A 26,998-nucleotide genomic window follows, 5' to 3' on the forward strand; every position below is an offset into this window, starting at 1 on the left:
TTTGAGTTCTGTACTCGCAGTAGCTCATCACCTAACGGCTTTTAAAAATCACACAAACGTTTGTTCTAATTTTTAATTAAAATTTTACCTAATTTTCATTAACATCAATAATCTAACAACGTAAACTCAACATCACATGAAAAAAGCATTTCTGTTCTTTTGCAGTTTTAGCACCTGGGCAATATCTTATGCGCAACAATTTAAAATGCCTGCAAATAAAGTTTTCGAATATGTAAACGAGCAGCGCATTGATGCACAAAAAAAAGAACTTGAGCGATTCTCTTATACCTTTCATTCCTTGGATAAAAAAGAAGGAGAAGATAATTTATTTGAATTTAAAATCTCAGGGGCAGTGATTAAGGGAGGTCAAATTTTCAAAACAATACTTCATACAGACAGCATCAGGAATGCCCATTTGAATTCCAGCAATGGCTTAATTACGCTGGCATTATTAAACAAACCCCTGGTTGTGCAAGTAAGCCCAAAAGGTAAAGTAGTCAGTATTAAAGGAGCTAAAGAAGCCCTGGAATTAGCTTTCAAAAAGTGGGAAATAAAAAAAGAATTTTCTGCCTCCTTTATAAACGAAGGCTGTAAATCGTTAGATAAAAAAATACAGGAATTATTTTTTAAGTTTCCTAATTTACCTCTAAAAGCATCTACCAAATGGCTTGATGAGAGTGGAAACCTGACCTACACGGTTGATAAAATTAAAGATAACGTTTATTACATCAGCGCAATCAACACAGAATACAAAAATTATGATGTAAAAGCAGTATACCAGCTTGAATACCCATCAGGTTTGATCAGAAATTACAAGTTTAAATCAAATAACGCTTCTACCAATAAAGAAGCTGGAGAATTTAAATTAAACCGATCAATTAGTATCAGCAATATAATTAGTAATAAAAAGATAGATACAGCCTGGATTAATATGGCCGCAAAGTTGAGCTATTGGAGCAGCAGTTTAAGAAAGGCAGGCAATGAATATGACTCCATTAAAGCAGTAACGGCTTTTAAAACTTATGATAAACTATTTGCTAATGACCAATATTATGCAGTTCAAAAATTAGCGATTATTCAGCAATTGGGGAATTATAAAATCTATGATAGCTTATTGTTAAAAACACCAAACGAATACATTAAAAATGAAGGTTCACATCTCCACAACAAATTACAAGAGGTTATAGATCAAGGCAATGCAACTGAAGCTTACGAAATATGCAAATACCTTTATAAAGCAAACCCAAATTCGTTTAGAGATTGGATACAGAATTCCCTTGCTCAGAAATTCATCATGTCGCATCAGTTTGAAGGAAGGGATAAAATAGAAAAAAACAGCTATGAGCTTTTAACGCTGTTCCAAAAAGACAAAGCAATGTACAATAAAAACATTGCTCCCTTGTACTTATGGACATTGGCCAAGAAAAACCCAGATAATATCCTTGCGCTGCTTCAAACAGCGAAAGATATAAGTACATTTGATGTTAAAGACGGCAATGCTGGCAGATACGCGCTGCTTACCTGCCAAATGTTATTTAACAATGGCAAACTGGCCGAAGCCGAAAATTTGCTTGTAAGCACTACAGAAAAACTGTACAAAGCAACAATAGATACATTAAACAATATACGTTTTGCACAACAAAATCTATTGGCTTATGCCTACTATCTTAAATATCAGCAAGAGGCGGAAAAAGACAGTGTTAATGCAGTAAAATACCTTGCCCTGGCAGCTAAATTTTCTCCTAAAAACACGAAAGAAAAATCTCATGACAGCTTTTATGACCGTGCGTTTTTAAAGTCGAAGGAAAATTACCGAGAAGATTATCTAAACAAGATATTGGCCAGTAAAGATGACGATCAGTTTTTAAGCTTAGTTAAGGAAGATATTAATACCAATCCAGATAACTTAACTACCATGCAAGCCCTTTTTACAAAAAGATTCGCTGAAAAAAGTTTTAAGGCTTTTTTTGTAAACGATGTAGTTGAGAACTGGCAAAAAGCACCGGATTTCTCATTAAAATATGGCGACAGTATTTCATACCATTCCGAATCGTTTAAAAATAAGTGGACGGTACTCGATTTTTGGGGTACCTGGTGTGGTCCATGTAGAGAAGAGATGCCTAAGGTGAATAAGTTTTACGAGGAGTCGAAGTCAGGCAAACATGGCAAGGTTAATTTTTTAAGCATTGCTTGCCAAGACACAGAAATAGCGGTTGCAGGCTACCTTAAAGAAAATAAATTTTCTATCCCCGTAGCCTTATCAGATGGCATTGTACAAAGAAATTATAAAATTGACGGTTATCCTTCGAAAATTTTAATCTCTCCAAGTGGTAAAATGATCAATATCGAATTTGGAAAAGATTGGCTGGATATTTTAAAATCTTTTCAGTCTATTTCGGAATAAAAAGAGACTAATGTAAAAAGCCGTTCTGATATAAAATCGGAACGGCTTTCTTATTAAGTATATTTCAGATTAAAGACTTTTGGCTTCAGCCTTAGGATTATCTGCTTTAGGTTTCGGCTCGGTTTTCCAAGCTTTTACCCATTCGGCCTGCGCAGCTTCATCATGGAAGGTCCATGCTACGAAACGGCTTATTTTTTGCCCCTGGCTCATTTGCACTGTGGTTACCTCAAAAGCATTTGCTTTAACCAATGCGCTATAGATACTTTTTAAGTTGGCACTTTTCGACACCAATGAAGTAAACCACAACACCTGGTTTTTGATCTGCTCGCTCTGGATAATCATTTGCTCTACAAAAGCACGTTCACCACCCGGACACCAAAGCTCAGCCTTATTACCCCCAAAGTTTAATACGTGTTTTACTTCTTTTTCGTTACCACCCAGGTTACGCCATTTCTGGCGGGTACCCTGCTCTGCCTCTTTTAACGAAGCGTGAAACGGTGGATTACAAACCACAGCATCGAACCTTTCTTTACCACCTACAACACCTCTAAAAATACCCATTTTTGAAGATTGCTGACGGATTTCTACTGCCCCCTGTAGTGGCTTATTTGCTTCAATAATGCGTTTTGCCGAATCAACTGAAAGTGGATCGATCTCAGAACCTACGAAACTCCAGCCATACTCCTGGTGACCGATGATCGGATAAATACAGTTGGCGCCAACACCAATATCCAATACATTAATGTTAGCTCCTTTAGGGTTTTTACCTTTATTGCTTGATCCTAACAGATCGGCAACATAGTGGATATAATCAGCCCGGCCCGGAATAGGTGGACAAAGAAAATCCTGAGGAATATCCCACTGCGAAATGTTATAGAAATATTTTAACAATGCCCTATTAAGCGCTTTAACGGCATTTTGATCAGCAAAATCGATAGAATCATCATTGTGTTCGTTTTTAAAAACGAAACGTTTTAATTCTTTTGAGGTTGCGATAAGTTGTTTGAAATTGTAACGCGAACGGTGTTTGTTGCGTGGGTGTAACTCGCTTTTTTCCTTGCGGTTATTTTGTTCTTCTTGAGCCAATGTGCTATGGATTAATTAAACAAGCTGTGTGCATGTTTCTGCTGCAAAGATAGGTAATTAGTTGGGAGTTCGGAGTTTTTAGTTGGGAGTATCAAGCGCAGAAATAAAGCGATTGCCACCTTGAATTTGTTTCAAGAATTAAACAAAGAGGTTGAAGGCGAGAAGGTTGAAGGTGTGAAGGTTTCTGCATACGCTAAAAACAACGATTACTGCAACATGAATAGCGAAAATTCTCCGTGGCTTCTGTGCTTCCGTGGCTAGATTATCTGCTCGCAAAACTGAAAACTCCGAACTGAAAACTCCAAACTAAGCCTCCTCTGCTTTTTCTATCATCGCGGGTTGAATAGCTTTTAAATACTTCTCCTCATCAAACTGGTTTTCACTTTTAGCAATCACAATCGTAGCCACACCGTTTCCGATTACATTGGTTATGGCTCTGGCTTCGCTCATAAAACGATCTACACCGATTAATATTGAAATATGCTCTATGGGCATAATTTTTAAAGCAGTTAAGGTTGATACCAAAACGATAAAACCACTTCCCGTTACGCCAGCAGCACCTTTTGAGGTAACCATCAGCACTCCTAAAACGGTAATCTGCTGTCCTAGTGTTAAATCGACATGAAAAACCTGGCAAAGAAATATAACGGCCATGGCCAGGTAAATTGCTGTTCCATCGAGGTTAAATGAATAACCGGTAGGGATAACCAAGCCAACAACCGATTTATCACAACCAATGGCCTCCATTTTTTGCATCATACTTGGCAAGGCTGATTCTGATGAAGAGGTACCCAGCACAATTAAAATTTCCTGGCGGATATACTTCAGGTAAGCCCATAAGCTAAAGTTATAGTAACGGCAAATTCCGTTTAAAATCACAAAAATAAACAAGAAGCAGGTTAAATAAACAGAGCCCATTAGTTTAGCCATGCCTACTATACTTTCTAAGCCATGCGTACCGATGCTGAAAGCCATCCCGCCGAAAGCACCAATTGGCGCTAAACGCATAATCAGCTTCATAATTTTAAATAACACCTTTGATATTTTATCAAAAGCATTCAAAACTACGGTACCTTCACCACCCAGTTTATTCAGGCCATAACCAAAAAGAATGGCAAACAGCAAAATCTGCAAAATATTGCCTTCTGCAAAAGCAGCAATTACGTTATGCGGAATAATATGCAGAAAGAATTCTGCCCAGTTCATATCTTTAGCTTGCTCAGCATAACCTGCAATTTTTGTAGCATCACCAGTCTTAGCGATCATGCCGGCACCTGGCTTTAAAACATTGGCCACCAATAAACCAATCGCAATAGCTACCGTACTTACAATTTCGAAATACAATAATGCTTTGCCTCCTACCCTGCCCACCTTTTTCATATCGCCCATGTGTGCGATGCCTAAAACAATGGTAAAGAATATAATTGGCGCAATTAACATGCTAATCAGGTTGATAAAACCCTGACTGATTAATTTAGCAGTGGGTGCAAAACCAGGAAAGTAAGCACCGACATAGATTCCTATTATGATGGCAAGTAAAACCTGAAAGGTTAAATTGGAGAATACTTTCTTTACAAATTCTATTAATGTCATTTACTTGGTATGAGTAAGGAAATATATACGTATTTTTCTATTTAGTGGCACAATAGCTTAAAGTTCGACTTTAAAATAGCGATTTCGTTATTTATAAATACTGACTTCAACTTTGCCATCATCGGTAATTGTTCCACGGTACATTCCTTCGGTATTAAATGGCATGGCCACATTGCCTTTTTTATCTAAAGCAATTAAACCACCATCGCCGCCCATTTTACCCACTTTATCTAAGGCAATTTTCGAAGCTTCGGCAACTGACAGACTTTTGTATTCCATTAAATCGGAGATAGTTTTAGCCACCACATTACGGATATAAAATTCGCCCCAGCCTGTACAGGAAATACCAGCCGTTTCGTTATTGCAATAAGTACCTGCGCCAATAATAGGCGCATCGCCCACACGTCCATATTTTTTATTCGTCATACCACCTGTTGAAGTTCCTGCAGCTAAGTTACCCGCTTTATCTAAAGCTACACAACCCACAGTACCAAATTTATAATCGTGATTTTTACTTCCGAGCAATTCCGATTTCTTGTTTCCATGGTCTAATACCGCTTTTGTAGAATCCTCCTTAATGGCTTTTTGCAAACCATCCCAACGTTCTTTAGTCCAGAAGTATTTTGGATCTACAATTTCCAACCCCACTTCTTTAGCAAACTGCTCAGCACCAGTGCCAACCATCATTACGTGTTCTGATTTTTCCATTACAGCCCTTGCTGCAGAAATTGGATTTTTAATAGTTGTTACTCCAGCAACCGACCCTGCCATTAAAGTTTTACCATCCATTATTGCCGCATCAAGTTCGTTTCTGCCATCATGTGTAAAAACGGCACCTTTACCTGCATTAAAATGGGGATCGTTTTCCATGATATGAATAGTTGCTTCTACGGCATCCATACTGGTTTTTCCTGCTTTAATTTCGGCATAACCAGCCTGCAAGGCCTGTGTTAAGACAGCGATATAGGCGGCCTCCTTTTCAGGGCTCATATTTTTCTTGAGAATGGTGCCGGCACCACCGTGAATAACCATTACATATTTTTTCTGCTGTGCAGAAACTTGTAGGGTTAAAGCCGAAAACAAGAGTAAGGCGAGTAATTTTAACGGTTTCATCTTCCTATGGGGTTTAAGAAGCTGTTAAATTAAGAAAATCCTTGATAATAATTACGGTTAAACTTTAGCTATCCCTTTGGATGAGAATTGAAGATCGTAAAGCTTTTTATAGTAGCCGTTTAACTTTAACAACTGTTGATGGGTTCCTTTTTCTTTGATCTCCCCTTTATCGAGCACAATAATCTGATCGGCTTTTTGAATGGTGGATAAACGATGGGCAATTACGATCGAAGTGCGCCCTTCCATTAAATTATCAATGGCTTTCTGGATCAATAATTCGGTTTCAGTATCAACTGATGAAGTGGCCTCATCTAAAACTAAAATAGCAGGATTGTGCACCAGGGCACGGATAAAAGAAATTAACTGCGCCTGACCAGCCGAGAGCGTAGCGCCTCTTTCCATCACATTGTACTGATAAGCACCAGGTAAACGTTCGATAAAATCGTGTGCGCCAACTTTTTTCGCCGCATTAACCACTTCTGCTATCGTAATTTCTGAATTGTTAAGTGTGATATTGTTTAAAATCGTATCTGAAAACAAGAAAACATCCTGAAGTACAGTGGCAATATTGCTTCTTAGGTAATCGAGGTCAAAATCTTCAATACGGATGCCATCTACCGTAATATCTCCCTTCTTTACTTCGTAAAAGCGGTTGAGGATATTGATGGTAGAAGATTTACCAGCACCTGTAGCACCTACTAATGCTACGGTTTCGCCAGCCTTCACTTCAAATGTAAGGTCTTTCAGCACGTAGTTCTCGTCGTTATAGGCAAACCAAACCTTTTCGAATTTAATATTTCCTTCTAATTTAGCTGGTTTCTGCTCACCCTGATTTGGCGTAGTTTCGTCGGTATCTAAAACTTTAAAAACACGTTCGGCACCAACCATACCCATCTGCAGCGTATTAAACTTATCCGCCAGCTGGCGGATTGGCGTAAATACCATACCCAGGTACATGATAAACTGAGTGATGGTTCCCGGGGTTACATCCAAGGGTTTAGAAAGGATACTTCGGGCTCCGTACCACACCAATAATCCCAGCGACATGGCAGAGATTAACTCAACCACTGGAAAAAAGATAGAATAATACCAGTTAGAACGGATATTGGCATCGCGATAACGTTTATTAATGGCGTAGAATTTTCTGTATTCCTGTTTCTCTCTCGCAAAGTATTGAACAATAGAAACGCCTGTAATGTGTTCTTGTAAAAAGGTATTCAAGTTAGAAACCTCGTTCCTGATTTCCTGAAATGCAACTTTAATCGCCTTCTGGAATTTTCGGGTAGCCATGATTAACAAAGGAATGGGCAAAAGCACCACCAAACTCAATTGCCAATCAGTGTACAGCATTACACATACAATCACCACCACCTGCAAGCTATCTCCGATCATAGAAATTAAACCTTCCGAAAAAATATCCGCAATGGTTTCCAAATCAGAGACTGTTCGGGTAATCAATTGCCCTATGGGTGTTTTATCGAAAAATTTTAGGCGGAGTTTGGTAATGTGGTTAAAAACATTAATCCGCAAATCGCGGATAACCGATTGACCTAATGTATTGGTTAAGAGCGTATGGTTATATTGGATCAGTGTCTGCAAAATCAACATAAAAACCATCAGCATGGTCATATTTACCAGGCCAGAATAATTGCCTGTTAAAATATAATGATCGAGCGTATATTTAATTAAAAACGGACGTACCGGAGAAATGGCCGCAAGTAGAATGGTTAAAATAACCGACCATACAAAAACAGCACGATAAGGCTTTACATATTGAAAAATACGTTTCAGTAATCCGGTGTTGTATACGTCGCCTGTAACTGCCATATTGTGGTTAACTGATTAATTGTTTAAATTGGTTAACTGCCATTTAACTAAATGTGCTAAAGATTATATTGGTTAATTGAATTTCGCTTCAATTAACCGATTAACCAGTTTATACAGTTAACCCAAATACGGGTATTCTATCTTCACTAAATACAAACCGCAGGCAGGCACAGATTGTCCGGCATTGCTGCGGTTTTTACTTTCTATAATTGCTTTAAAATCTGTTAAATTTATTTCTTTTTTACCGATCTGTACCAAAGTACCCATAATGGCCCTTACCATATTCCGTAAAAAGCGATCGGCCTGGATGGTAAAAACCAATCCATTATCCTGCTGTTCGAAAACGGCTTTGGTTACTTTACAATTATTGGTAAAGGTTTGGGTATTGGATTTACTAAAGCACGAAAAATCGGTATAATTTAATAACAGTGTCGCTGCACTATTCATCGCTTCCAGATCCAGTTTATCTTTAACCAACCAAGATCGGTTAAGTTTAAAAGGATTTTTTTCGAAGTGGACATAATATTTATAAGCACGGGCGGTGGCATCAAAGCGGGCATGGGCATCATCATGTACAGGTATAATTTTTTTTGCTGCAATTTGATAGGGCAACATGGCGTTGATACCCGTTATCGCACTTAAAACCTTTACCTCTTCTAAACCTTCAACATCAAAATGGGCATAAAAATCAGTGGCATGCACGCCAGCATCTGTTCTACCGCAACCCAAAGTTTCGATGGGCTGCCTAAAAAAAGTAGACATAGCCTTATCTAACAATTCCTGAACGGTGATTGCATTAGGTTGTGTTTGCCAGCCATGGTATAAGCTGCCATCGTAAGCCAATTGGATGAAATACCTTTTTTTATTCAAAGCGATGCAAAAATACTTTTTTCATTTTATTTAGAAGGAGAGCACGCCACATTTATTCGTAAGTAGCCCTAACTAAGGTTTAGCAGTATTTTTTTCATCAAACTGCCATTTATTATCGTAAAAACCAGCCAGTTTAATTCCTTTACTTCCTTCTTTTGGCAACTCAGATGAAAATATCATAAAATCAGGGAAACCGCTACCACCAGCAAAATATTGGTTGGCATACGCAGCTCTCATTCCTGTTACTCCAGTACTGGCCACTACGCCTATCAATAGTTTATTATCCTGTTGTGGCCAAATATAATATGCAGCTAAATCATCACCTTTCCATGCGTGTTCTTTTGTGGTTATTTGCGAATTGCTTACCTGTATAGGGCAATCATTAAGTAATTTTTTCCAAGCGGTATTATTTTCGGAGTTTCCGTACAAAATAATATTACGCCCCTGATATTTTGATGCTGAAAATTCTTTATCCATAATGATATCAACGGCTCCGTTACCACGATAATACCAACTTTCGGCATCGTATTTGGCTTTATTTAAATTAGCCAGATTGGCTTCGGCAGTGCCGTTTGCTCCCACTACAAAAATCATTTTATGATTAAAAGCTTCTTTAAAAGTGCCATATCGCAACGGGTTTTTATCTCTTTTATCAATTTTGGTGACGATTTGCCAGGCCTCGTTATTTTTCTCTAAAAACAGGGTATCGTTAACGCTTTGCGTGGTATAATTAATAACTGTTAAACTATCTAAAGTAATTTTTACAGGTGTTTTTGCACCAAAATCTGTTAAAGCCAATTTTAAAAGCGCAACGTTCTCGGTTTTACCAACAATGGATGATAGTTTCCTGTCTCGTGTTAAAATGATGCGGCTATATTGTAAAGGCTGCGTTTGCTGGTAAATAGTAGCCCAACGATAAGTAGCCGAAATTCCTGGACTGGATGTAGTAAAATCGATGCGATTTACAGCAGAATCGGCAGCAATAGTATGCCATTTAAAAAAACTAAAAATAGGTGGCCAATCTACACTTTGATCGCCGAACCAGTGTTCACCTCCTGGGTATTCGTAATAACTAAAATCGGCATGAAACCCTGAAAGTAATTTCTTCATTTGCCTAGCGTAACTAACCGGCACCACCCTATCGGCATCGCCATGCAAAATATAAACCCCTAATGGCGTATAATTAGTCGCCAATTTCGGAACATCGCTTTGATTACCAGCCCTTAACAGCATTCTTTCTACTATATTTTTACTGCTATCAGGAATTTTTCCATCGGCAGAACCGTAATCTTTAAGCGAAGCATAACCTGCAGCGGGCGCAATAGCTGCCCATTTATCAGGGTAAGTGGCGCCTAAAAACCAGGTGCCGTGCCCACCCATAGAATGACCCGTGAGGTAAATCTGTTTATCGCTTGGTTTAAACTGGTCTTTTGCCAGTGCCAATACTTCTAAAGCATCCTGACGGCCCCAATCTTCCCAATTAAAACCACGTGGCCTGCGGTTAGTGGCTGCAACTAAGGTTCCCCAATCTTTAGATTTATAGGCTTTTGCCTGACCAATGGCTTCTACACCGGCACCATGTACGGAAAGAAATAATGCTGAATTTGGTTTCCAGCCATTAAGCTGCGGGGTAACTGCGAAATACTGCAAGCTGCCATCAATTTTACTTACAAAGGTCTGCTTATGGGTTGATGAATTGGCTAAGGCTTCAATTACGATCGTTTTCTGATCGACTTTTGTCTTGTTCTGCACCAGTTGTATTTCCAGATTATAATTACCTGGAGTTGTTATCGCATTTGCATCTAATTCAAAAATCACCTTCCGCATACTCAGTTTTGCAATGCGCGAAATGGCTACTTCCTGCTGTTTGCCGTTTAAAACGGTTTTGATATGCAAATCGTCAAAATCTTTTAAAGAAGAATTACTTACCGTTAATGCACCTTTTAGCACACCGTTTGCCTGATTGAGCACAATGCTCGGCATGGTAACATCATCTGTATGGATGAGTAATTTTTTAGTATTAATAATGATCATTGGTACTATACTGGCGCCTCTTACAAAAAGTTCGTTTATACCTTTTTTTAATTGAACCGGAATATTCATATAACCAGATGCATAAGGATCGCCCATATGTGGAGTACCATTAAAAAACAAACTATTGCCCCCAATTACATTTAAAATTGCGGTTTGTTCTTTAGCGGAAGTATAGGTAATGTAGATATAATCAGAGCCTCTATCTATGCCCCCCGGATTTAGGAAGGGGTTATTTGTTGTCTGAAAAGATCTCCTCGAAAATGCACTAAAACGGCCATTAACATCTGCTTTAATTGCTTTCCATAATACTTTCTGTCCATCTTTACCTGCTGAAAACGCTCCGTTTTCCGTGGGCTTTTCTAATTTTCCATTAGCCATTTGCCAGGCCAGTAAATCGGTATAAGTGGCTTCACGGCCGTAGCGACTGCCACTGGCTACGGTTAATGCTTTTTCAAATTTAAGGGTATCTTGTGCAAAGGTGTTGGTTGCAGCAAGTATGAGAACCAGAAAAAGTAAGTTTTTTAGCATAAATCGTTTTATTAGTATGTTTTATCAAAGTTAATCGATTTAAAAGACTGCCATCGTTGAACTGTTGGATGTAATACCTTTTTTACCCAAAGCGATATAAAAATACTTTTTTCCTTTTACTAGATGGTGTTGCAAATTGGAACTAAGTATATTTTACTGTAAAACATTAAATAGTTACAAAAAATTATAATTTTATAATCTCTCAGTACCAAGAATCTAAAGCGCTATGAAAATTAAAAACACTATTATTTTACTTATCTTTTCTTGTATTGTTGTTGCCTGCGCGGGTTCCAAAACAGCTTCGAAAAAGGGAAAACAAAAAGACCGATTTTCATTAGCAAAGGTTGATAGTGTAAGAGATTATTTATCCGCTATATCCAACAAACCAGTAAAAGACACCGTGATCATTAAATACGATTTCAATTACGAAAGCTGTTGGAATGCCCTTGATGAGCAGCCTGACAACTATATCGCCAGGATTATCATTTCTACAAACGATTTTATTTCAAAGTATAAAATTGCGCACCCCGGCACTTCTGTATACCAAATAAAGGAAAGCGGTAAAAACTTTAACAAACTTGTACTCTGGAATAACAAAATTCTCACTGATGGTGGTTACCTAAGGAAAAATATATTCACAAAGAAAACGACTTGCGGAACATCGCTAGTACTATATCCCGATGGTTCCTATAAATTCTTTTACTCTGATCCTCACTTCATGCCACTACAGCCTGCTAAAAAATAATGCATCACAATTATGAGTTTAGTTAAATTGCAAGCAAAAGCAATTTTATCTAAGTTTGCTTTTAAATTATTAAACCCAACATGATACAAAGAATACAATCGATCTGGCTTTTTTTAGCAGCAATAACCTTAGCTTTAATGTTGTTTTTACCAATTGCAACCAAAGTCGGCAGTGGAACAGAAGTTGCAATATATACAACAGGGCTACGTGAAACCTTTATTGGAAAATCTGGAAATGGGTTTAAGGTGGCATTTTATCTACCTTTACTAATCACCAATATCGCTGTTGCATTTATTTGTTTAATGAATATTTTTAACTACAAAAGAAGAAGTTTTCAAAAACGCATTGCAATTGTATCGATTATATTAATTGCTGGCTTTGCTTTTTGGTGCAGTGTTTATGCTAAAAAACTACCAGGCGGTATTGAAGGTGCAAATTTTGGCGTTGGAGCGTACCTACCTGCCTTAGCTATTTTATTTGTTTTCCTAGCCATTTTCGGCATCAATAAAGACGAGAGATTAATCCGTTCGGCTGAAAGGCTGCGATAACTTCTTAATTTAGCAGAAAAATCAATTACCGAACATGCAAATTAAGTTAAATCATGCAGTTTATGTTTTTTCCGTGGTTTTGCTTTGCGGAATCTTATCATGCAACAAAAGCATCCATACTTTCGGAAGAACCAAAATCGCTAAAAGTGTTGATTCTATCTACCTCAAACAGAGAATAGCGGAAATAAAAGGTTTAAATACCGACGTTTTTACCAAAGGATCATTCAAGGGCACTGCCGATATGCCGATTGTATACCGCTTATTAAAACCAAAAAGTACGAACAGAAAACTTCCACTGGTAATTGTATTTCATGGATCAAACGCGGTTGGAAACGACAATACCAGCCAGCTGGGTATTTTGGCAAAACTATTTGCCACGGATGAAATACAAGCTAAATACCCTGCTTTTGTTTTGGCGCCGCAGTTCCCTTCACGTTCGTCGAATTACGTTTTAGACCGGAGCAGAAATCTATTGACTTCGGTACCACAACCCTGTTTAACAAGCGCCTTACAACTGATTGATAGTTTGAAAAATACTTTAAATATTGATGAGAAAAGGATTTACCTCATCGGTTTTTCGATGGGTGCTTCTTCAGTGATCAATGCATTAGCGTTAAAACCCGATTTATTTGCTGCAGGTATCAGTATTTCGGGCATACCGCAATTCGACCAGGTAAACGTACTGGCGAACATCCCTATATGGCTAATCCACGGCAATATAGACACCGAAAACCCTTTTAATAGCGACAAACAGTTTTTTGAAGAGGTAAGCGCTAAAAACAGAACCAGGTTTTGGGAATTCGACAATCTGGCCCACAACGATATTTTCGCTCCCGCAATTTTAACGGATGAACTTCCCAAATGGCTATTCAAAAACAAACGTAAATAGCTGCATTGCCCTGGCCACCTAAACCCGGTTGGAGTGGAAATCCTTTTTAAACCTAAAAGGTTTAAAAAGATTGAAACGGAAAACGGGACTGATGCGACCCAAGCCCCACTGCAACTGCTTTCTAAATAAAAAACACCTTTCTCCACTACAATCACGACCTCCATTTAACTTGTCCCACCCCTCATTTCCCATCATCCATTTTACATCCCCCCTTACTTCCTTATTTTCAAATATTTAGCTTAAAAAACTATTTACTTGATTATCTGTAAAATACGAAATATTAACTGTACCTTTGCGGCTCAATTAAAAATAAAAAGACGAATGACAAACCCATTTCAATTATTGGGGATAAGTGATGACGTCGTTAATGCCGTAAAGGATCTTGGATTTGAAACTCCAACACCTATTCAGGAGCAAAGTATTCCTGTACTGTTAGAAGGCACTAATGATTTTGTTGGTTTGGCCCAAACAGGAACAGGAAAAACAGCCGCATTTGGTTTGCCGCTGTTAGAACTAATCGATTTTAAAATTAACAAACCACAGGCATTGATTTTATGCCCTACCCGTGAGTTATGTTTACAGATCGCTAACGACCTTAAAAACTTTTCTAAAAACGTTGCTAATGCCCACGTTGTTGCCGTTTACGGTGGCGCGAACATTATGCAACAACTACGCGAAATACGCCAAGGCGTTCAAATCGTAGTGGCCACGCCCGGCCGTATGTTGGATATCATTGGCCGTAAAGCCATTGATTTTTCTTCTGTTAAATTTGTTGTGCTTGATGAAGCTGACGAGATGTTGAACATGGGTTTCCAGGACGACATTAACGACATTTTATCAACTACTCCTGATGACAAAAAAACCTGGTTATTCTCGGCTACCATGCCTGCAGAAGTTCGCCGTATAGCTAAAAACTATATGGACAACCCTGTTGAATTAACCATGGGCACAAAAAATACGGGTAACGTAAACATCGAACACGAATATTATATTGTTCGTGCACGTGATAAATACGCTGCCTTAAAACGTATTGTAGATTTTAACCCTGAAATTTTTGCCGTAGTATTTTGTAAAACCAAATTGGATACACAAGATGTTGCTGAGCATTTAATTAAAGATGGTTACAATGCTGATGCTTTACACGGCGATTTATCGCAACAACAACGTGATAAGGTAATGCAACGTTTCCGTGAGCGTAACATGCAGTTGTTAATTGCTACTGATGTTGCTGCCCGTGGTATCGATGTAAACAATGTAACACACGTAATCAATTATTCTCTACCTGATGAAATTGAAAGTTATACCCACCGTTCTGGCCGTACTGGTCGTGCTGGTAAAACAGGTATTTCAATCTGTATCATCAACTCTAAAGAAGTTGGAAAAATCCGTCAGTTAGAGCGCATTATTGGTAAACAATTTACCAAAGCTGAATTGCCTACAGGATTTGATGTTTGTGAAAAACAATTATTCTCTTTAGTACATAAAGTACATAATGTAGAAGTGAACAACGAACAAATTGATCAGTACATTCCTCGTATTATGGATGAATTTGCTGATTTAACCAAAGAAGATGTAATTAAACGTTTTGCTTCGTTAGAATTTAACCGTTTCTTGGATTACTACGCTAAAGCTCCTGATTTAAATGCAGCAGTTGGCGACGATCGTGGTGCAGACAGAGGCGAAAGAGGTGCCGGACGTGGACGTGGTAGCGAAGGTTACACCCGTTTGTTCATTAACTTAGGTTCTGTAGATGAGTTTACCCGTGGCGATATGTTATCATTTATCTGTAACAACGGTAAAATTGGTGGCAAAAGCGTTGGTAAAATCGATTTAAAAGGTGTTTTCTCTTTCTTTGAAGTTGAAGATGATGTAGCTGATAAAGTTTTTGAAGGCTTTAAAGCTGTTGAATTTAACGGCCGTCAGGTACGCATTGAAAAAAGCGGAGACGGTGGTCGTGGTGAAGGCGCTGGAGAAAGACGCGGTGGCGGCGAAAGACGTAGCGGTGGCGGTGGTTTCGGCGGTGAACGCAGAAGCGGCGGTGGCGGCGGCGGTTATCGTGGCGGCGGTGATAGAAAATCTGGCGGTGGCAGCGGAAGACGTGAAGGTGGAAATAGCGGTGGCGGTTTCAGAGATTTCTCTGGACGTAGCCGTGATGACAAAGGTGGTAACACTGGAGGTCCACGCAGAGAAGGCGGAAGCCGTGAAGGTGGAAGCGGCGAACGCAGAAAAAAATGGTAAATCACTAAACCAAATATTTTACAGCCGTCCCGATTTTTCGGGGCGGCTTTTTTATGCAATAACATTTAAATTTGCATAAAATTCTACCAAAGAATTGTTCCTACGGAACTTCACGTAAATCCAAGTGTGTTGAGTTGTCAACTTTAATAAAACACTTGCTGGAAAGTTGACAACTCTTATTTAATACCCTAATTACATACATTCCTGTCTTGCAAATAAAGGAAGCTGGATATTAACAGATTATTTTTAAGATTAGAAAAGCAAATCCAGAAGCATTTCGGTTCCGGAAGCCCTGCTATCATTCCACCCGATGCTAACTCAGTGCCGATTTTTCGGTAAAGAATCGGGTTCCCTTCTATCAGGTTTATTTAACCAAAGTCAGTTTTTCAAAAGCGAGTCATCAACTTTTCTTGTGGTGTCAGATATTTCTATCTGACAAGGTGCCAAATGATATAAAAACGCATCTTTTTCTAAATAAATCTTTCCCAAAATATTATATTTAACGTTTAGATATACTAAACAAGATCATGCGTTATTTAAAGTTTTTTATCATTTTATTTTCTCTATTCGTAGGCAGCAAACTTTCGGCTCAACAAGCTGCTCCAAATCAAAAAATGCAGTGGTTTGCTGATGCCAAACTGGGTATTTTTATTCACTGGGGTATTTATTCGGTTAATGGTATTTCCGAATCGTGGTCGTTTTTTAACAATTACATCAACCACGATGCTTACATGAAACAGCTTAATGGTTTTACCGCAACAAAATATCAGCCGCAAGAATGGGTAAATTTGATTAAAGAAAGCGGCGCTAAATATGCGGTAATTGCCACAAAACACCACGACGGTGTTGCGCTTTGGGATAGTAAGGCTCCTTTAGCTACCACAACCTTAAAAAATAGCGCTGCAAAAAAAGATTTAATCACTCCGTTTGTGGCTGAACTCAAAAAATCTGGCCTTAAAACAGGTTTATATTTTTCATTACCTGATTGGAGCTACCCAGATTATGATGGTTTTACCCGCGACAGAAAACGTTACGACTATAAACAGGATGCACCACGTTTTACTAAATTCCAGAATTATTTCCAGGGCCAGTTAAACGATCTCTCAGCCAAATACAATCCAGATTTGCTATGGTTTGATGGCGATTGGGAGCATAGTGGCGAAGAATGGCAGGCCAAAAACATATTGACAAATTTACGCAAGGTAAATCAGAACATCATTATCAACTCCCGCTTAAACGGGCATGGAGATTACGATACACCCGAGCAAGGTGTTCCGGTGGTAAAACCAGGCTCACCTGAATGGGAACTCTGCTACACCATGAACGATTCGTGGGGTTACCAGCCTTACGACAATCATTATAAATCGTCAAACATGATTATCCGTACCTTGGTTGATTGCATCAGCATGGGTGGTAATTTATTACTTGATATTGGACCAAAAGCTGATGGAACCATTGCACCTGAACAGGTTAAGATTTTAAAAGATTTAGGCCGCTGGACAAAAAAACATGGTGAAGCCATATACGGTACGGAAGCAGGGTTACCTGATGGACATTTTGTAGGGAAAACAGCATTATCGAAAGACAAAGCTGTTTTATACCTCTATCTTGATTATAAAACCAAGAACGGCATTTTGCTTAACGGCATAAAATCTAAAATAAAAAAGGTAGAATTGATTGGTAATAAAACACCAATAAACGCAGTAAAACTAAATGAAACTGATTATTTTCTTGACGTTAATGAAAGCGATTTCGACAATGATGTTACTGTGTTAAAAGTTTTTCTAAACGAACCAATCCAATTATCAAAAGAAAAACAACAAACCATTTCTTTAGAAACTTTATTTGCGGCATCCCAACATTTAGATCTAACCAATTATATTCTGAGAAAACTTTCTTATGATTTAAATTCTGGTGTAAATATTTTTCAAAACACCAATCTGACTGCTGATGGTCTTGAATTTAAATCAGGCATTAAAAATGTTAATCCAAAGGTTAACAATTGGGTAATCAAAAATGCGGAAGCACTATATAAAACAACTGGGGGAATTCCGGCAGGGCACTACCAGGGCAGTACTGCACTTTCTGCCGATAAACAAACACTTTATTTATTTGTAGAAGGCACACCAACCGGCCCAATTGCCATTAAAGGTTTAAAAAACAACATCAGCAGGATCAGGATTGTAGGTGAAGGCACTATGCTTCCGCATGAAATTTATAACAAACTGTATTGGAGCAAAATACCGGGTATTGTTTACATTCCAGTGCCTAAAGATAAATTAGATCCTGAATTAACGGTAATTGCAGTACTTTTAGATAGCCCGATTGATTTGTACCGTGAAAAAGTTGGCGCGATAGAGAGCAACCTCTAATTACTTTCCATTTAAAAATCCTTCGACTCCACTACTAATGACAGATTCCAAAGAAAAGTCGTCATCTCGACTGGAGTGCAACGGAATGGAGAGATCTTTTAACATAGTTCAAAGATTTCTCCTCCAAAGGAGTTCCTTCGGAACACTACGGTCGAAATGACGAACCCACGAAAAAACCAGTTATCAAAACTCCGTTTTTTTTCTAAAACTTACCAAAGAGGATGACCACATGGAAATTCCGTGATTTCAGCGCTTCCGTGGCAAAAAATTATTTAACAATTGTAAAATAGTGGCGCGACTTTACGATTATCCTTAAATTGCATTACTTTCGCACATCATGCAGGCAAAATATATCTCATATCAGGAAACCGGATCATTTTCAAAACTGGTTTTAGATTATATTAACGACGAAGAACAGCTCAAAGCTTTTTATAGTTATCGTCCTGATATGGAGGGTTTAGCCAAGGCGATTGAGCATAGAAATTTCTTAGGAAACAGAGAAACTTTGGTTAAGGTTTTACAAGATCAATACCAACATTTACAACCCAATAAATCTGTTACCAAAAACATAGAGCTTTTAGGCTCGGCGAATACCTTTACGGTCACAACGGGTCACCAGTTGAATCTTTTTACCGGGCCACTATATTTCATTTATAAAATTGTAACCACCATTAATTTAGCCATCGAGTTAAAAATGGCCCATCCTGATAAAAACTTTGTCCCGGTTTATTGGATGGCGACAGAGGATCACGATTTTGATGAAATTAACCACGTAAGTGTTGATGAAAAGAACATTAGCTGGATACAGCAAACCAACGGTGCCACCGGAAGACTAAGTACCAAAACAGTTGCCGCAGCGGTAACCGCATATAAGGGATACCTGGGTATCTCTAAAAACGGAAAACGAATTGCCAAATTGGTAGAACAGGCCTATTTGCAACACGACAATTTAGCTGATGCTACCAGGTTTTTAGTGAATAACTTATTCGAGAAATATGGCTTGGTGATTGTAAATGCAGATGATGCACAATTAAAAAAGCAATTCGCGAATATCATTACCGAAGATATCATTCGACATAACAGTGCGAAAAACATTGAAAACAGTTCGAAAAACCTCGAAGATTTAGGCTATAAAACGCAAGTGAATGGCCGTGATATTAATTTCTTTTACCTGATCGATAATCTGCGCGAACGCTTGATTTTTGAAAATGGCAAATATCTTGTAAACCATACCGATATCAGTTTTACTGAAGAAGCACTAAAAGCTGAAATCGAATCACATCCAGAGCGGTTTAGTCCAAATGTGGTGATGCGTCCCATGTATCAGGAAGTTATTTTACCTAACCTGGCTTATATTGGCGGCGGTGCCGAAGTAGCCTATTGGATGCAATTAAAAGCAAATTTCGACTTTTACAAGGTTGATTTCCCTGTTTTATTGCTTCGTAACTCTGCTTTATTAATTGATAAACGCAGTGCTCAGAACTTATATCATTTAGGCTTTTCTTTAGAAGATATATTTTTACCTGTTGAGGAATTAAAAAACATCTGGGTTAAGCGTAATACAACTGCATTATTGAGTTTGGCCGATGAAACCAGGGCGATTAACAGCATTTTCGACCAAATTAAGCTGAATGCCTATAAAATAGATAAAACGCTTTCTGTTTCAACCGATACGGCGAAACAACGAACCAATCACTTGCTGGCTAACCTGGAAAAGAAATTATTCCGCGCAGAGAAAAGGAAACATGAAACTGCATTGCTACAGATTGACAATGTAAAGAAAAGACTTTTCCCGAATGGAACCTTGCAAGAAAGAATATTAAACATTGCCCCCATGTATGTGAATTACGGAGAAGATTTTCTTTCGTCGTGTATAGAAAACTTTGAGCCATTGGGCGGCGATTTTACCGTTTTGTTGCCGTAATATTAGTCCGGAGTCGGGAGTCCGAAGTCCGCAATCGATCTTGATACTTGATATTTAAAATGAACTTCATCACTTTTACCGAAACTAACCTTAGGGCATTTACTTATAACGTTTTTAAAAAAATGGGCTGTTCTGATGAGCATGCCGATTTAGCAACCGATGTATTGATCCGTTCGGATCTACGTGGTATCGATTCGCATGGTGTTGCCCGTTTAAGCGGTTATGTTCGCCTTTGGGAAAAGAAAAGAATTAATGCTACACCCAACATTAAAATTGTACATGAAACGCCTACTACAGCAACAATAGATGGCGATGCCGGATTAGGTCTGGTTGTAGCCCCTTTCGCAATGAAGGTTGCCATCGAAAAAGCAGAAAAATACGGTAGTGGGTGGGTATCAGTTAAAAACTCCAATCACTTCGGTATTGCAGGATATCATGCCTTAATGGCGGTAGAAAAAGATATGATCGGCATCAGTATGACCAATGCAAGCCCTTTGGTAGCCCCTACATATGCTAACGAACGTTTATTGGGCACCAACCCCATGTGTTATGCTTTTCCCGCAGGGAAATACCCACCGGTGATTGTAGATATGGCCACAGCGGCGGCAGCAAACGGTAAATTAGAAATTGCCCAACGTGCCAATAAAAGCATTCCTGGTGGCTGGGTTCAGGATAAAAGCGGGGAAAACTCTACCGATCCGAACGAATTAAAAAATGGCGGTTCGCTCCTTCCTTTGGGCAGTGATAAAGATCATGGCAGTCATAAAGGTTATGGGTTAAGTGCTACGGTCGATATTTTATCAGCGGTGTTATCTGGCGCCAATTACGGGCCCTGGGTGCCCCCTTTTGTGGCTTTCTTGGAGCCATCGGCGAATCCGGTCGGCGAAGGACTTGGTCACTTTTTAGGTGCTATGCGAGTAGATGGCTTCAGGCCAGCTGCAGACTTCAAAAATCATTTAGATAATTGGGTAGAACGCTTTAAAAGTGCAAAAACGATAGATCCTGATAAAAAGGTAATCATTCCGGGCGAACCTGAGCACGAATTTGAACAGGAAAGGAAAATCAGTGGTATTCCGATAATTGATGTAGTGGTAAAGGATCTGAATGAACTTGCTGTGAAGCTGGGGATTGAAGGATTGAAATAATTCATCTTTATTTAACCGCAAAGAGCGCTGAGAGAGAAACCGCTAAGTTAGCAGAATCGTCGTCATTGCGAGGCTGGACATAAGCGAGCCGAAGCAATCTTTAGTAAAGAATAATGCTGCACTTTAGATTGCTTCGTCGTTCCTCCTCGCAATGACGGATTAAAATGAAAAACCGCAGATTTAACCAGAATCTGCGGCAAAATTACTTGATATGGTTTATACCCAACCATAGGGATGTCTTTTAAGGCTTAACGGTTAAGTTATCTTTTAAATAAAGTGCCTTGCTTGATGATCCAATCATGATTCTATATTCTCCTGGCGCTACTCCCCATACATTATTAATATTGAGTGTTTGAAGTACCTCTTTATCCAGTTTGAATGAAATTACCTTTGTTTCACCGACCTTTAAATGTATCCGCTGGAAAGCCCTCAGTGCAAGAACTGGCTGTGCCAATTTGCTTAACAAAGGTCGCATATACAACTGCACCACTTCTTCACCATCGTAATTGCCTGTATTTTTAAGCTCGAAACTTACTGTAGTGTTTTCATTTTTAGCGATACTTTTACGGTTAAACCTCAAATTGTTGTAAGAAAAGTTGGTATAACTTAATCCATATCCAAAGGGAAAAAGTGGTTCGCCACTTAGGTTATTATAATCATCGCCTCTTCCGGTAGGTTTGTGGTTGTAAACCAAGGGTAACTGCGATTCGTCAATCGGGTAGGTAATTGGGAGCTTCCCAGATGGATTTACCTTTCCGAGCAGTACATCTGCAATGGCACTACCTCCTGCTTCGCCAGGATACCATACATTTAAAACTGCACTTACTTTATTTAACCAGGGCTGCATATTGATAGCGCTACCTCCAGTTAATACGACCACAATAGGTTTCCCGGTTTTTGCGAGTTCTTCCAATAACAGTTCCTGGTTACCCGGCAAGTTTAACATCGCCCGATCTAAAAACTCTCCTTCCTTTATACCAACAACAAATACGATCGCATCGTTATTTTTTGCAGCCGTCACCGCATCGGTTATTTCGTTTGATCGCTTAATATCATAATCCCAGATCAGTTTGATTTTACCATTGCCTTTGGGCTCAAAAAATTCGACCTTAATCGTATAATCTTTATTTTTTTCGAAATAAAATGGAACTGTCTTTGTACTGAAAGACTTTTTGTTCCAATTATCGATAATCAATTTATTACCCAGGTATAATCGGTAACCATCATTACCTTCCAATCCGATATTAACATCAATATTCTGCGGTACTTTAATTTTACCGTCCCATCTCACCGAATAATCATCTAACTGGAGCTGTTCATCTGGTGGGTATAATGTCCAGCTGAAATTAACAGCCTTATCATTTACTTCTTTAACGGGTTTGCCGGAGAAGTTAAGTCCCTTGTAATAGGTTCCGATTAATCCTGCTTTTTGATTAGCAGAAAGAAACTGACTATCTATGGGAATATATGACTGCAGCGCTCTACTGCTACCTTTTAAGTAAGTGATCTCAATATTATTAGATACTGCACTTTTGAGCCCATCCAAAATATTTACTTTTTTATTCCCCGTTCCACTGTAGCCACCTAATCTGGCTTCAATGGCATCTTCACCTAATAATAGAATCCGTTTTGTACTTTTTAGCGGAAGCGTATTGTTATCGTTTTTTAGGAGCACGAAAGACTTTAAGGCGGCTTCTTTAGCCAGATTGTGGTTACTTTGATCGCTTAACATCTTTTCGGCGATACTTTCGTCCACATAAGGATGCTCAAACAGCCCTAGCTCGAATTTAGCTTTCAGAACCCTGGTAAGTGCATCCTCTATTCTAGATTTGGGAATGCTACCATCCAAAAATGCGGGTAGAAAAAGTTTGTAATGGTTATAATCTACCTGGAAGATTACATCAAGGCCCGCATTAATCGATTGTGCCGTTGCATCTTTATAATCTTTAGCCGTAAAATGTAATACATTGGCCCCGCCAACTGCACCCGCATCAGAAATTATGAAACCTTTGAAACCCCATTCAGTTTTTAGTTTAGTAGTAAGTAACCACTTGTTTGAGGTTGCCGGAGTACCAAAAACACTATTGTAGGAGGTCATTAATGAACGGATCCCTACATTTTTAACACCATCTTTAAATGCAGGAAAGTGGATTTCTTCTAAAAAATGTTTATCCATTTCAATCGGATAACTATCGCGGCCGCCATCGCCAACATTGGCAATAAAATGTTTTGGGGTAACAATTATATTTTGCCTCTCTATCGCATTCATAAAAGCATGGCCCAGAATGGTTGTTAGATAAGGATCTTCGCCATAGGTTTCTTCTACCCTTCCCCATCTCACATCTGTAGCCATATTAATTACAGGTGCCAAAAGATCTCTCAAACCACGCGCCCTTGCCTCATTGGCAATAGCCGTACCGATCTTGGCCACTAATGCAGTATCGAAACTTGCAGCCAAACCAATAGATTGTGGAAAAGCGGTAGCGCCTTGCCTAACCAAACCGTGTAAAGCTTCATCAAATGGAATGATCGGGATGCCTAAACGGGTTTCCTCAACGAAATATTTTTGAATTTTATTAACCTTTTTAGCCAGAGAAAGTCCGTCTTCTGAAGTATTGTAGGTCAACATTTGTTGTGCATTTCCAATCCCTTGTGCGGCTGCACTTACCTGCAATCCAAAAATACCATGTTTAAACTGATTTTTGTTCTTTTCGGTTACATCACCAGGAATCATAAATAACTGCCAGAATTTCTCTTCTGGTGTCATTCTGGAAATGAGGTCCTTTACCCTCAAATCGATACTTAATTTCGGATTTTTATAGGGTAAAGATTGCTCTTTTTTAACCTGAGCAAAAAGGCTGCAAGACAAAAAAAGTGCGTGTAATAAGTATAGGTATTTTGTTGATGTAGGCATTACTAATTTGATTCAGGCGTAAATGAAAAAGTCAGGGCTATTTTCTCATCAGTTTTAGGAAGATTGAAATGTACCTTGCCATCTTTCAATGTCCATTTCACCTTCTGGTTGGTAGTTAAAATCGTAATCGGACTCCCTTTTTTAGGTATACTTCCCTCCCAGGAAATTTCTTTGTTTGGCGTATTGCCAATTAAACTGATGCCGTAAATAGTTTTGCCATCTTTACTTTGCGTAAACCAGTTTTCTCCATCATGATAATTTTTGGTTATCCGTGTTCCGTATATGGCAGCAGCATTTTTACTGGTCCACTTACCAATTTCATCCAGTCTTGTAATCACATCATCAGGTAGCGTTCCATCTGCCTTGGGGCCAATACCTAAAAGCAAACTTCCACCTTTGGCTACTATTTCTACTAATTTATGAACTACTTCGCCTGCCGACTTATATTGATCGTTAGGTACAAACCCCCAGGCTCCGCCTAAAGTCATGCAGCTTTCCCATGGGTAATCCAATTGCTTTTCAGGGATTTTCTGCTCAGGGGTTTGATAGTTTTCGAACTGGCCATGTACCGTTCTATCAACCACAATTAAACCAGGTTGTGCTTTTCTGGCATCAGCGGCAATTTTAGGCATATCGATATCCTGACTCCACTCTGGAATTGGTGCACCCCAAGAAAGTACTTCTTTATTTACGCTAGCCCGAGGACGCACCCATCCACCATCTAGCCATAAAATATCAATGCTTCCGTAATTGTTCATTAACTCACCTATCTGGTTCTGGGTATAGCTTTTGAACATATTCCAGCGCCACTGGTTCTTTCTGATATCGTAATTGTTATTTCTGTCAGCAGTGGCATATTTGTCCCACCAATAGTATTGAGAATGCCAGTCGGGTTTAGAAAAATAAGCACCGATCATAAAATTTTCTTTGCGGAAAGCATCAAACACATATTTAGCTACATCTTTCCTTGCATTGGTTGTAAAAGGGCCTTTGGCTATGCTAAAATCAGATTGTTTAGTATCGAACATCGCAAAACCATCGTGATGTTTGGTGGTAAACACCAGGTATTTCATACCTGCACTTTTACCTGCTTTAGCCCATTGCTCGGGATTGAATTTTGTTGGGTTAAATTTTTCGTTTAAGCCCCAATACCATTTTTTATAATCTTCATATTTAATGGTACTGTCTCTGCTGATCCAATCTTCAGAGCAGATCGACCAAGATTCGATAATCCCCGGAACAGCATAAAGCCCCCAGTGAATAATCATTCCAAACTTTTTATCCTGCCAGGTATCGAGCTTCTTTTTAACTGCATCATCTTTTGGCCATTCGTAAATCTCCGATTGGGGCATAATGTCGTTCTGCTGGGCAGAAGAACGTATTGCAAAGAGCACAAAACATAAAAGGAAGCAAATTTTTATTTTCATCTATTTCTATTTTTCAATGGTAATGAAACCATTATGATTTTATAATCGATATTAAAATCCGGCTTAGCCATAGGCCGAAAAAACAAGATAAACTATATTTAAAGAACTGGCTTTTAGGCTTAATTCATTGAGTTTAATTATTCGAACAGACTGTTTTCTACCATCAAGCTAGCTGCAGCCAGTAATTCAGCCTGATCGCTTAAGCTAGAGCATTTAATTTCTGTTTGTTCGGCTACCCGGGGTATACAAAATTCGTTAATAGCCTGCTGTATTGGTGGCAGAAGCATTTTTCCAGCTTTTGCCCCGCGACCACTTAACACAATACGTTCAGGATTCATAATGTGGATTAATGTGGCCAATCCTTTACCAATCTGAAATGCGGCATCAGCTAATATAGAAATGGCTACAGGATCTTGTTTTACAACAGCATTTAAGAAATGATCTACAAGGCTTTTACTTTTATCGTTAAAAAGAGTTTTTAAACTTGTTTCTTCACCATTTTTTACCGCTGCTTCTGCTTTTTGAACCATTACCAAAAGAGATGTTTCCACCTCAAGGCATCCCCGCTTACCACAAGAGCATAAAGCATTTGAATTAGATAAAGGGATATGACTAAATTCACCAGCGTAACCGCTACTGCCTCGATATAATTTGCCATTAATAATCATCCCCAAACCGGTACCCCAGCCAATATTAACTACAAGTACATCTTTTAAATTTCTTGCTTCACCAAAGTTTAATTCAGCTAAGGCAATCAAACTAGAGTCGTTATCTATGTAAACTGGTAAACTTAATTTTTTAGCGAGATAGTCTTGCAGGCTTATATCGTTTTCAACCTGCATGAAAGAGTAGTTCATTCCCTTTTCTGCATTCACAAAACCCGGCATACCAATACCAATCCCCAATAAATTTTCTTTATCGATTGTCGATTTTTTTATGCAATCATCAATGAATGCGATCAAAGTATCGGCACTTTTACTCTCGGTCATATCTAAATCGATCACCTGCGTTGGTAAAACCTGGTGATTGGATAAATCGTATATGGTTAACTGACTAGTTAACTGATCCATTGCTACGGCTATTATATACCTCTTGTAATCGGGGTTTAATAAAAAATTTAAAGGGCGGCGGCCTCCGGTAGATGGTGCCAATCCCTGCTCTATAATTAAGCCATCCTCTATTAACGCATTTACAGTCGAAGTAATTAAAGGCAAGCTTTTTTTAGTACGTTTACTTAAATCGGTAAGAGATGATTTTTTTTTATAATAAAGCAGCTTAATGATGTCGGCCCTTAATCGTTGTGCTTTCTTAATCGTTGCAGACATTTTTAATTTGGTTTGT

General features: G+C 38.7%; 17 protein-coding genes. 8 read left to right on the plus strand and 9 right to left on the minus strand.

Annotated elements, in window-relative coordinates:
• The first annotated feature begins 136 nt into the window (after positions 1-136).
• Positions 137-2,404 carry a DUF6263 family protein gene (locus EZ456_RS12420; protein ID WP_131530573.1) on the plus strand — a complete coding sequence of 756 codons (2,268 nt, stop codon included), beginning with the start codon at positions 137-139 and terminating at the stop codon, positions 2,402-2,404.
• 69 nt (positions 2,405-2,473) lie between these two features.
• On the opposite strand, the gene rlmF is transcribed toward EZ456_RS12420, so the two are convergent.
• The 6 genes from rlmF to EZ456_RS12450 all read right to left on the minus strand — a co-directional run bounded on the left by rlmF (position 2,474) and on the right by EZ456_RS12450 (position 11,455).
• Positions 2,474-3,490, minus strand: coding sequence for a 23S rRNA (adenine(1618)-N(6))-methyltransferase RlmF (rlmF, locus tag EZ456_RS12425; RefSeq protein WP_131530575.1), 1,017 nt, complete (start codon positions 3,488-3,490; stop codon positions 2,474-2,476).
• A gap of 306 nt (positions 3,491-3,796) precedes the next feature.
• Complete coding sequence (dctA, locus tag EZ456_RS12430; RefSeq protein WP_131530577.1) at positions 3,797-5,083, minus strand: C4-dicarboxylate transporter DctA; 1,287 nt, start codon at positions 5,081-5,083, stop codon at positions 3,797-3,799.
• An 87-nt stretch (positions 5,084-5,170) separates the two neighbouring features.
• Positions 5,171-6,196 (minus strand): isoaspartyl peptidase/L-asparaginase family protein, encoded by a 1,026-nt coding sequence (locus EZ456_RS12435; RefSeq protein ID WP_131530579.1) that lies wholly within the window; start codon positions 6,194-6,196, stop codon positions 5,171-5,173.
• A 57-nt stretch (positions 6,197-6,253) separates the two neighbouring features.
• On the minus strand, positions 6,254-8,023 hold the full coding sequence (locus EZ456_RS12440; protein ID WP_131530581.1) for an ABC transporter ATP-binding protein: 1,770 nt from the start codon (positions 8,021-8,023) through the stop codon (positions 6,254-6,256).
• Between the two features lie 117 nt (positions 8,024-8,140).
• Positions 8,141-8,893, minus strand: coding sequence for a tRNA pseudouridine(38-40) synthase TruA (truA, locus tag EZ456_RS12445; protein ID WP_131530583.1), 753 nt, complete (start codon positions 8,891-8,893; stop codon positions 8,141-8,143).
• A 72-nt stretch (positions 8,894-8,965) separates the two neighbouring features.
• Positions 8,966-11,455: a prolyl oligopeptidase family serine peptidase gene (locus tag EZ456_RS12450; RefSeq protein WP_131530585.1), complete on the minus strand. Its 2,490-nt coding sequence runs from the start codon at positions 11,453-11,455 to the stop codon at positions 8,966-8,968.
• A 226-nt stretch (positions 11,456-11,681) separates the two neighbouring features.
• On the opposite strand from EZ456_RS12450, the gene EZ456_RS12455 reads away from it, so the two are divergent.
• The 7 genes from EZ456_RS12455 to EZ456_RS12485 all read left to right on the plus strand — a co-directional run bounded on the left by EZ456_RS12455 (position 11,682) and on the right by EZ456_RS12485 (position 21,316).
• Positions 11,682-12,200, plus strand: coding sequence for a hypothetical protein (locus tag EZ456_RS12455; RefSeq protein WP_131530587.1), 519 nt, complete (start codon positions 11,682-11,684; stop codon positions 12,198-12,200).
• A gap of 80 nt (positions 12,201-12,280) precedes the next feature.
• Positions 12,281-12,748: a DUF4293 domain-containing protein gene (locus tag EZ456_RS12460; RefSeq protein WP_131530589.1), complete on the plus strand. Its 468-nt coding sequence runs from the start codon at positions 12,281-12,283 to the stop codon at positions 12,746-12,748.
• 34 nt (positions 12,749-12,782) lie between these two features.
• On the plus strand, positions 12,783-13,637 hold the full coding sequence (locus EZ456_RS12465) for a carboxylesterase family protein (RefSeq protein WP_131530591.1): 855 nt from the start codon (positions 12,783-12,785) through the stop codon (positions 13,635-13,637).
• 321 nt (positions 13,638-13,958) lie between these two features.
• Positions 13,959-15,875: a DEAD/DEAH box helicase gene (locus EZ456_RS12470; protein ID WP_131530593.1), complete on the plus strand. Its 1,917-nt coding sequence runs from the start codon at positions 13,959-13,961 to the stop codon at positions 15,873-15,875.
• A gap of 527 nt (positions 15,876-16,402) precedes the next feature.
• Positions 16,403-18,247: an alpha-L-fucosidase gene (locus tag EZ456_RS12475; protein ID WP_131530595.1), complete on the plus strand. Its 1,845-nt coding sequence runs from the start codon at positions 16,403-16,405 to the stop codon at positions 18,245-18,247.
• A gap of 337 nt (positions 18,248-18,584) precedes the next feature.
• Positions 18,585-20,171: a bacillithiol biosynthesis cysteine-adding enzyme BshC gene (bshC, locus tag EZ456_RS12480; RefSeq protein ID WP_131530597.1), complete on the plus strand. Its 1,587-nt coding sequence runs from the start codon at positions 18,585-18,587 to the stop codon at positions 20,169-20,171.
• 59 nt (positions 20,172-20,230) lie between these two features.
• Positions 20,231-21,316: an Ldh family oxidoreductase gene (locus EZ456_RS12485; protein ID WP_131530599.1), complete on the plus strand. Its 1,086-nt coding sequence runs from the start codon at positions 20,231-20,233 to the stop codon at positions 21,314-21,316.
• 241 nt (positions 21,317-21,557) lie between these two features.
• Here the strand turns inward: EZ456_RS12485 and EZ456_RS12490 are convergent, their stop codons facing one another.
• From EZ456_RS12490 to EZ456_RS12500, 3 genes are all read right to left on the minus strand, one after another.
• Entirely contained in the window at positions 21,558-24,230 is a 2,673-nt protein-coding gene (locus tag EZ456_RS12490) for a beta-glucosidase (protein ID WP_131530601.1), read from the minus strand.
• A gap of 2 nt (positions 24,231-24,232) precedes the next feature.
• Positions 24,233-25,657 carry an alpha-L-fucosidase gene (locus EZ456_RS12495; RefSeq protein WP_131530603.1) on the minus strand — a complete coding sequence of 475 codons (1,425 nt, stop codon included), beginning with the start codon at positions 25,655-25,657 and terminating at the stop codon, positions 24,233-24,235.
• A 137-nt stretch (positions 25,658-25,794) separates the two neighbouring features.
• Positions 25,795-26,982 carry an ROK family protein gene (locus EZ456_RS12500; protein ID WP_131530604.1) on the minus strand — a complete coding sequence of 396 codons (1,188 nt, stop codon included), beginning with the start codon at positions 26,980-26,982 and terminating at the stop codon, positions 25,795-25,797.
• Positions 26,983-26,998 lie beyond the last annotated feature (16 nt).

Source organism: Pedobacter psychrodurus (assembly GCF_004331735.1).
GTDB lineage: Bacteria > Bacteroidota > Bacteroidia > Sphingobacteriales > Sphingobacteriaceae > Pedobacter > Pedobacter psychrodurus.